5 protein-coding genes and 1 pseudogene are annotated in these 7,922 nt (G+C 33.5%); all 6 read left to right on the forward strand.

The window, feature by feature from the left end:
* Positions 1-60: 60 nt before the first annotated feature.
* Positions 61-219 (forward strand): annotated as a pseudogene (locus V7150_RS26700) (IS66 family transposase); the annotation flags it as partial.
* A gap of 279 nt (positions 220-498) precedes the next feature.
* Positions 499-1,779 (forward strand): ABC transporter substrate-binding protein, encoded by a 1,281-nt coding sequence (locus V7150_RS25930; RefSeq protein ID WP_335524059.1) that lies wholly within the window; start codon positions 499-501, stop codon positions 1,777-1,779.
* A gap of 84 nt (positions 1,780-1,863) precedes the next feature.
* The gene (locus tag V7150_RS25935) at positions 1,864-2,742 is read left to right on the forward strand and encodes a carbohydrate ABC transporter permease (RefSeq protein WP_335524062.1); all 879 of its coding nucleotides are present in this window, start codon (positions 1,864-1,866) and stop codon (positions 2,740-2,742) included.
* A 4-nt stretch (positions 2,743-2,746) separates the two neighbouring features.
* Entirely contained in the window at positions 2,747-3,625 is an 879-nt protein-coding gene (locus V7150_RS25940; protein ID WP_335524064.1) for a carbohydrate ABC transporter permease, read from the forward strand.
* A 48-nt stretch (positions 3,626-3,673) separates the two neighbouring features.
* On the forward strand, positions 3,674-5,848 hold the full coding sequence (gnpA, locus tag V7150_RS25945; RefSeq protein WP_335524067.1) for a 1,3-beta-galactosyl-N-acetylhexosamine phosphorylase: 2,175 nt from the start codon (positions 3,674-3,676) through the stop codon (positions 5,846-5,848).
* A gap of 14 nt (positions 5,849-5,862) precedes the next feature.
* A complete protein-coding gene (locus V7150_RS25950; protein WP_335524068.1) occupies positions 5,863-7,908 on the forward strand; it encodes a beta-galactosidase in 2,046 nt (681 codons plus the stop codon).
* Positions 7,909-7,922: the final 14 nt, after the last annotated feature.

Raw genomic sequence — 7,922 nt, forward strand, 5'->3', positions numbered from 1 at the left:
AATTCACATATGTGAATTTTGAGTCGTCTTTTTCAATCTTAGGGGGCTATTTTGCCCTAATCTGGAACGATTGTTTGTGATGGTTATTCTGCCTAAGATAAGTTGGAAGGCGTTACCTTCGAAAATTGTTGGGCGCATGTTCGTAGTTATTGGCTGAAGGCAGACAGCAAAAATGGACGAATTGGTGTGAGCTATTGTGACGATTTCAAAACCCTGAAATTTTAGATCAATACATGCCCTGGTCAAAAAAGATTCAGGGAGAAAGAAGCAAATAATTGAAGTAAGCTGAATATTCGATTGAAAAAATCAGAATAAATGGCTATTTGTGATGCGTACCGGAAAGGTGCGCTTATTTTTATAATTCGGGCGTATCTTTAATCAATTATGCAAGTTTAAATCAAGAGGATAATATAAATCAAAAAAACATTAATATATATCATTCAATAAAATTGTAAAAATATTTAAAGTATAACTATAAAATGTGAAGGGGGAAAAAAAGTGCTTAAAAAGAAATTATTAAAAAGTTTAAGCGTAGCTTTAGTAGGAGCAACACTACTAAGCACCGCTGTAGGGTGCTCAAATACAAATAGTGCATCAACATCTAGCGATAAAAAGGTAACCCTAAAAATGGCTCTTTGGGGAGACGACGAGTATAAGTATTTTACAGAAACTAATAAGATAGCAGATGCTTATAAAAAGGTGCATCCAAATGTAACTATAGAAGTGGAAAAAATTGCAAAAACTGAATATGATAATACAATGAAGATAAGAAGCACGGCAAATCAGCTGCCAGATGTATTCCCAATTAGACAAGCAAATCTTTCACTCTATGGTGATACTATGGTACCTTTAAATGATTTAAAGGCAACTGCAAACAATATATATGCTAAGGAAACTATGATTAAAGGAAATGTAATAGGGTTACCAGAAGCAGTGTTTAATGAATTTGTTTATTACAACAAGGACATTTTCAAAGAATACAATTTAGAAATACCTAAGACTTGGGATGAGTTTTTAAAGGTTAGTCAAACAATAAAAGATGGTAAGAAATATACACCACTTGCATTAGGCTTAAAGGATTCTTGGGTAAATTATCCATTAAATGAATATATGCCAATGCTTGAAGCAGGAGATGGAAAATACTACAACAAGATGGCTACTAAGGATGATCCTTTTACAAAAGGACAGCCATTCTACAATGCATATACAAAGATTCAAAAATTGTATGATGCTAAGGTTTTTGGAGATGATCCACTTGGCTATGGTTGGGATCAACAAAGAGCAATGTTTGTAGCCGGAAAAGCAGCTATGTTTGCAGCTGGCTCCTGGTATAAGAGTGATTATAACCAAAATGGAGGTAAGGATGAGAATTTAGGAGTTTTCTTATTACCAACAAGGAATACTACCAGCGATCCATTCTACACTACTGCAATGACTGAATTCTTCTGGGGAATTCCTAAAACTAGTAAAAATCAAAAGGAAGCAAAAGAATTCCTTGAATGGTTCTTTGGTGATTATTATACCCAGATGGCTACTGCTATTAATATAAAGCCAACAATAAAGGGTGTAAGTTATAATGATAAATTCTTTACCCAAGCCTTTGATGGTGTTGATGCTAAGTCAATAACTGTTTTCTATGATGATAATTATAACAAGGTAAAGAATGCCATGAAATTTGACGTTAATGGTATAGGTCAACAGATGATGGCAGGCAAAACTAGTTTAGATTCTATAATGAATGATTTAAATACACAATGGAAAAAAGCAAGAGGTAATTAAAAAGTAAAATAATTAAATAAAAGAAGAATAAGGTGCCTTTAGCTACTTTATTCTTCTTTTAATTTACAGGCTAGGAGGCGGGTTATGTTTAAAAATAATGTAAAGATGCAGAAGAACTTAGTGCTAGTTACATTTTTATTTATTCCCACTATTTTAATAAGTTTATTTATGATATACCCATTAATAAGGCTAGTAGCATTAAGCTTTACAAGCTGGGATGGACTGAGTCTTACAAAAACCTTTGTGGGATTAACAAATTTCAAGAAAATATTATTTGATTCACCGGAGGTATGGGTATCGCTAAAAAATAACGGTATATATTTTGTGGGGCATTTGCTTTTTATACCTATTGAATTATTTTTAGCATTTTTATTAGACCAAAGAGTGAGATATAGTAAGATGTTCAAAACTATTACATTTTTACCTTATATGATTAACACAGTTGCAGTTTGCTGTATGTTTATCTTTCTTTATAGCTCACAAGATGGAGTGTTAAATAGTATGCTGCAGTTTTTTCATATGGATAAAATAGGATGGCTTAGCGACCCGAACATTGTTAATTATTCTCTTACTGGAGTTTCTCTATGGAAATTTTCTGGTATCCATATAATACTTTTTTTAGCGGCATTTCAATCCCTTCCAACGGACATGATTGAAGCATCTATTATTGATGGAGCAAGCACCTTTAAACAGTTTTATCACATTGTATTACCAAATATAAAGCCTGTTGTTGAAATAGTATTATTTTTGAACGTGAGAGGCGCCTTGCAGATATTTGATATTCCTTATGTTATGACTAGCGGTGGTCCAAATCATGCTAGCGAAACTTTTACAGTACAAACAATAAATACAGCCTTTCAATATCAAAATTTTGGATTAGCCTGTGCAATGGCAATTGTATTGATGATAATAATAATAATTTTCTCCATTATTCAAAAAAAATTATTTAACTTAAAGGGGTGAGAAAATGGAAGCTAACTTAGAAATAAAAAAGGAAACCACTATTAATATTACAAGGAGATCTGGCAGTGGAGGTGGAGTACTAAAAATACTTCTATTTATATTTATAGCAGCTATAGTAATTTTGCCAATACTGATTACAGTTTTTGCATCATTTAAAACCTTACCTCAGATTGGTTCAGAATCAGCACTTAAACCACCTACTAGTCTTAATTTTGAAAATTATAAAGAGGTTCTTAAAAGTACAAATGTGTTTGTTGGATTTAAAAATTCCATGATATTGGTTGTAGCTTCAGTTGTTATAAATTCTTTACTTAGCACTATGGTTGCATATTGTTTAACTAGATTTGATTTCAAGTTAAAAAAAGCATATTTTGCTATATTCCTAGTTGGATTAATAATACCAGGTATTGTTACTGAAATATCAAGATTTGGATTAATGACTAATATTGGTGTATATGACACTCTTTTAGCACCTATACTCATATATGCCGGTGCAGATTTAATGCAAATATACATTTATAATCAGTTTTTACAGCAGATACCGGTTTCAGTAGATGAAAGTGCCATGATGGATGGAGCATCTTACTTTACAATTTACTGGCGAATAATTTTTCCTATGGTGATTCCTGCAACAGCTACTTTAGGCATACTTAAAGCTGTTGATGTTTTAAATGACATGTATATACCATTTTTATATATGCCAGGAGAGGAGCATAGAACTTTAAGTACATTACTTTTTAATTGTATTACTGATCCTAGAACTTCTTCTATTCCAAAGCTAAGTGCAGCAGCGGTTATAGTTATGATTCCAACTCTAGTAATCTACTTTATATTCCAGAAATATATTTTTAGTGGAATAGCTGCAGGTGCTGTGAAGGAATAGTGTGTTGTAGTGAAAATCCAGTGTTCCGAGTAAAAGGAGGAAAAGGCAGTGATAGAAGATTTAAGAAAAGGTAGATTTACTTTACCGGCGGAAACAGGAATTAATAATGAGGTTAAGAGAATTATAGAAAAATGGGGAGCAGATGCCATTAGAAATAGTGATGGTACTATACTATCAAAGGAATTAATGGATATGGCAGTTAAGGTATACACAACCTATTTAACTGTTAGAAATGATCAACAGTGGGCCTATTCCCATAGAGATCAACTGCAAATGCAGTATTTAATGTCTAAGCATAATACCGCTGCAAACGAGGTATTAGAAATAGACCTTTTAGATGGATACTTTAATAAACAATTTGAAATAGATAAAGACCATGATATTAAAAGATATTGGGAGGTTATAGATAGAACTAGTGGCGAGTTGTTAGATGTGAACCAATGGGAGTTTGATTGCGACACTCAAAAGGTTGTAATCAACAATGCTAAAAAGTGGCACAGATATACTGTGAGTTTTTTAGCATATCAAGTTTGGGATACAACTCAAATGTATAATCATCTAACAAATAATTGGACTACAGCACCGGAGATGCCTTATGATGCAATCCATGAAGAAACCAGGGAGCATATCTTTAGCTATTTAGATAATTGGCTTAAAGAGAATCCCAGTGTAGATGTTGTTAGATTTACTACATTTTTTTACCACTTCACAATAGCTTATAATGACAAAGCAAAGGAAAAGTTTGTTGATTGGTTTGGATACAGTGCTAGTGTAAGTCCAAAGGCCATGGATGAATTTGAAAAGGTAAAAGGCTACAGGCTGAGAGCAGAGGCTTTCGTTGATGAAGGATATTATAATTCCCCCTTTAGAGTACCTTCTAAGGAATTTTTAGATTGGATTGATTTTGTTCAAGGTTTTGTATCTGAAAATGCTAAAAAATGTGTTGATTTATGTCATAGCTATGGAAAAGAAGCAATGATGTTTTTAGGTGATAACTGGATTGGAACAGAACCTTATGGAGATTATTTTGGAAACATTGGATTAGATTCAGTGGTAGGCTCTGTGGGAAGCGGAGCTACTTTAAGATTGATTTCCGATATTCCTCACGTAAAATATACAGAAGGAAGATTTCTACCATATTTCTTTCCAGATACCTTTTATGAAGGTGGAAACCCAACAAAGGAAGCAGTAGAAAATTGGGTACAAGCAAGGCGTGCAATACTTAGAAAACCAGTGGAAAGAATGGGTTATGGTGGATACTTGAGTCTTGCGCTAAAGTTTCCAGAGTTTGTAGAGAAGATAGAAGAAATCACTAATGAATTTAGAGAAATCCATTACAAGATGGAAGGAACCAAAGCTTATACTGCCAAATTTAAAGTAGCTGTCTTAAATGCTTGGGGAAAGCTTAGAAGCTGGCAGACTAATATGGTGGCACATGCTTTATGGTATAAGAAAATATATTCTTATGTAGGGGTAATAGAATGTTTAAGCGGTATGCCAGTTGATGTGGTATTTATGAGCTTTGAAGATATAAAGAAAAAGGGCATACCGGAAGATATAGGTGTAATTATAAATGCTGGTGATGCTGGTACAGCATGGTCAGGAGATAAGTATTGGGTAGATGATGAAGTAACAGGTAAGCTAAGAGAATGGGTACATAATGGAGGCGGATTCATTGGTATAGGTGAACCAACTGCATATCAGCATCAAGGTAAGTACTTCCAGCTCTCAGATATACTAGGTGTGGATAGAGAAATGGGCTATACATTAAGTTACACTAGACATGATAAGGCTCAAGAGGAGACCCACTTTATATTACAAGATCAAAAGTCAGAGATAGATTTTGGCGAAGGAATGAAGTATGTATATAGAGTTAGCGATAGCACACAGATTCTTTCAATGAATAATGGAGATATAAATCTTGCTGTGAACGAATTTGGCAAGGGTAGAGCAGTGTATATTTCAGGACTTCCTTATACACCAGAAAACGTAAGAATTTTATTAAGAGCTTTATATTGGGCAGCAGCTAAAGAGGAGGAAATGTTCACTTGGTATACTTCAAACAGCAATACTGAGTGTGCGGCTTACCTGCAAACAGGCAATGTGGCAATTATAAATAATTCAGATAAAGTACAGGAAACAGAAGTTTACAGAGATAAAAATAGTGCTGTTAAGCTTTCGTTAAAACCTTATGAAATAAAATGGATTTGTATGGAGCTATAAGGAGCGATATTTCAATGATTCATGATAAAATTAAAGGTTTTTTTTATGGTGCTGATTATAATCCGGATCAATGGGATGAAGAAGTTTGGAGAGAAGACATAAGACAGATGAAGGTTCATGGAGTAAATGTTGTAACTCTCCCTGTATTTTCATGGGCTAAATTGCAGCCAAGTGAAGAGGAATTTGATTTTTCATGGTTAGATAAAATAGTAAATCTTCTATATGAAAATGGTATTTTCATAAACATGGCTACACCAACTGCAGCGCAGCCAGCTTGGATGAGTAAAAAATATCCGGATATTACAAGAACGGATATTTATGGTCGCAAACGTAAACATGGTGGAAGGGTGAATTTTTGTCCAAATAGTCCCAACTATAAGAGATTGTCAAGTACTATAGCTAGAAAAATGGCTGAACATTATAAAAATAACCCAGCAATTGTGTTATGGCATGTTAACAATGAATATGGTGCCTATTGTTACTGTGAAAATTGTAGACAAGCTTTTATACAATGGTTAAAAAATAAATATATAACTTTAGAAAATTTAAATAGATGTTGGTATACAAGCTTTTGGGGTCATACAATATATGACTTTGATGAAATTGAGGTACCATCTGCTTTAACAGAGATTTTACCAGGTGCTTTAGCAGGAAGAGATGGAACTTATTTTCAGCCCATGGCTATAGATTACAAAAGGTTCATGTCAAATAGTTTGTTAGAATGCTTTAATGGAGAAGTGCAGGAAATAAGAAAATATCATAAGGAAACATCTATTACTACTAATATATGGAGTATAAGCCATGAGTTAGACTTATTTAGGTGGGGAGAACAATGTGATGTTGCTTCTTGGGATAGTTATCCGTCAAATAAAGATCATCCAAGTGTAATTGCTTTTAGACATGATGTGATAAGAGGATTAAAAAAAGGAAAACCCTTTTTATTAATGGAGCAAACACCTAGTCAGCAAAATTGGCAAGCCTATAATGCTCAAAAAAGACCAGGGGTAATGAGGCTGTTAAGCTATCAATGTATAGCCCACGGTGCCGATGGAATAATGTTTTTTCAATGGAGGCAATCTCTAGGAGCCTGTGAAAAATTTCATGCTGCTATGGTGCCTCATGTTGGACATGAAAATACGCGGATTGGAAAAGAACTAAGCAAATTAGGCAAGGAATTACAATACCTTCAGGATAAAATAATTGATGCTAGAACTGAATCAAAGGTAGCAATAATTATGGATTGGGCTAATTGGTGGGGAGTTGAATACTCAAGTGGACCTAGTGTAGATTTAACATATATTGATAGAATAATGAAATATTATAAAACCTTATATGATTTAAATATACCGTTAGACATAGTTGAACCTACCTCAGATTTATCAAAATATGAAATAGTAATAGCTCCTCTTTTATATATGGTTAGTGATGCCTCTATAGAAAATATTAATAAATTTGTAAGTAGGGGCGGTACATTCATAACAACATTCTTTAGTGGCATTGTTGATGAAAATGATATTGTAAGACTTGGTGGATATCCAGGTGCCTTTAAGGAACTGCTTGGTATATGGGTAGAAGAGGTTGATGCACTATATCCTGATATGAAGAATGGAATAAGGGTAGAAAAGCAGCTGGAGGAAAATGAGAAAACCTTTGAATGTAAATTAATATGCGAAGTAGTTCACAATGAAAATGCAATTGTACTAGGAACCTTCACAGAAGATTACTATAAAGGCTTACCTGCAATAACAGAGAATTCTTATGGAAGTGGAAAGGCCATATATGTGGCATCGGAACCAGAGGACAATTTAATAAAAGTATTAATTGAAAAATATTGCGGAGAAAAGAATATTAAACCTATAATTAAAACTGATGCAGAGGTAGAGATAACTAGAAGAGTGAAGGAAAATAATGAATATATATTTATATTAAACCACAGCAATATATTACAAAAGGTATCACTTGGAAAAAACTCACACACTAATTTATTTAATGGAGAGATTTTAGAAAATGAAATAGAAATTGAACCAAAGGATGTATTAATTTTAAAAAACTCGGGTTAGCTACCCGAGTTTTT

Source organism: Neobacillus drentensis, assembly GCF_036965245.1.
Classification (GTDB): Bacteria; Bacillota; Bacilli; order Bacillales; family Cytobacillaceae; genus Neobacillus; species Neobacillus drentensis_G.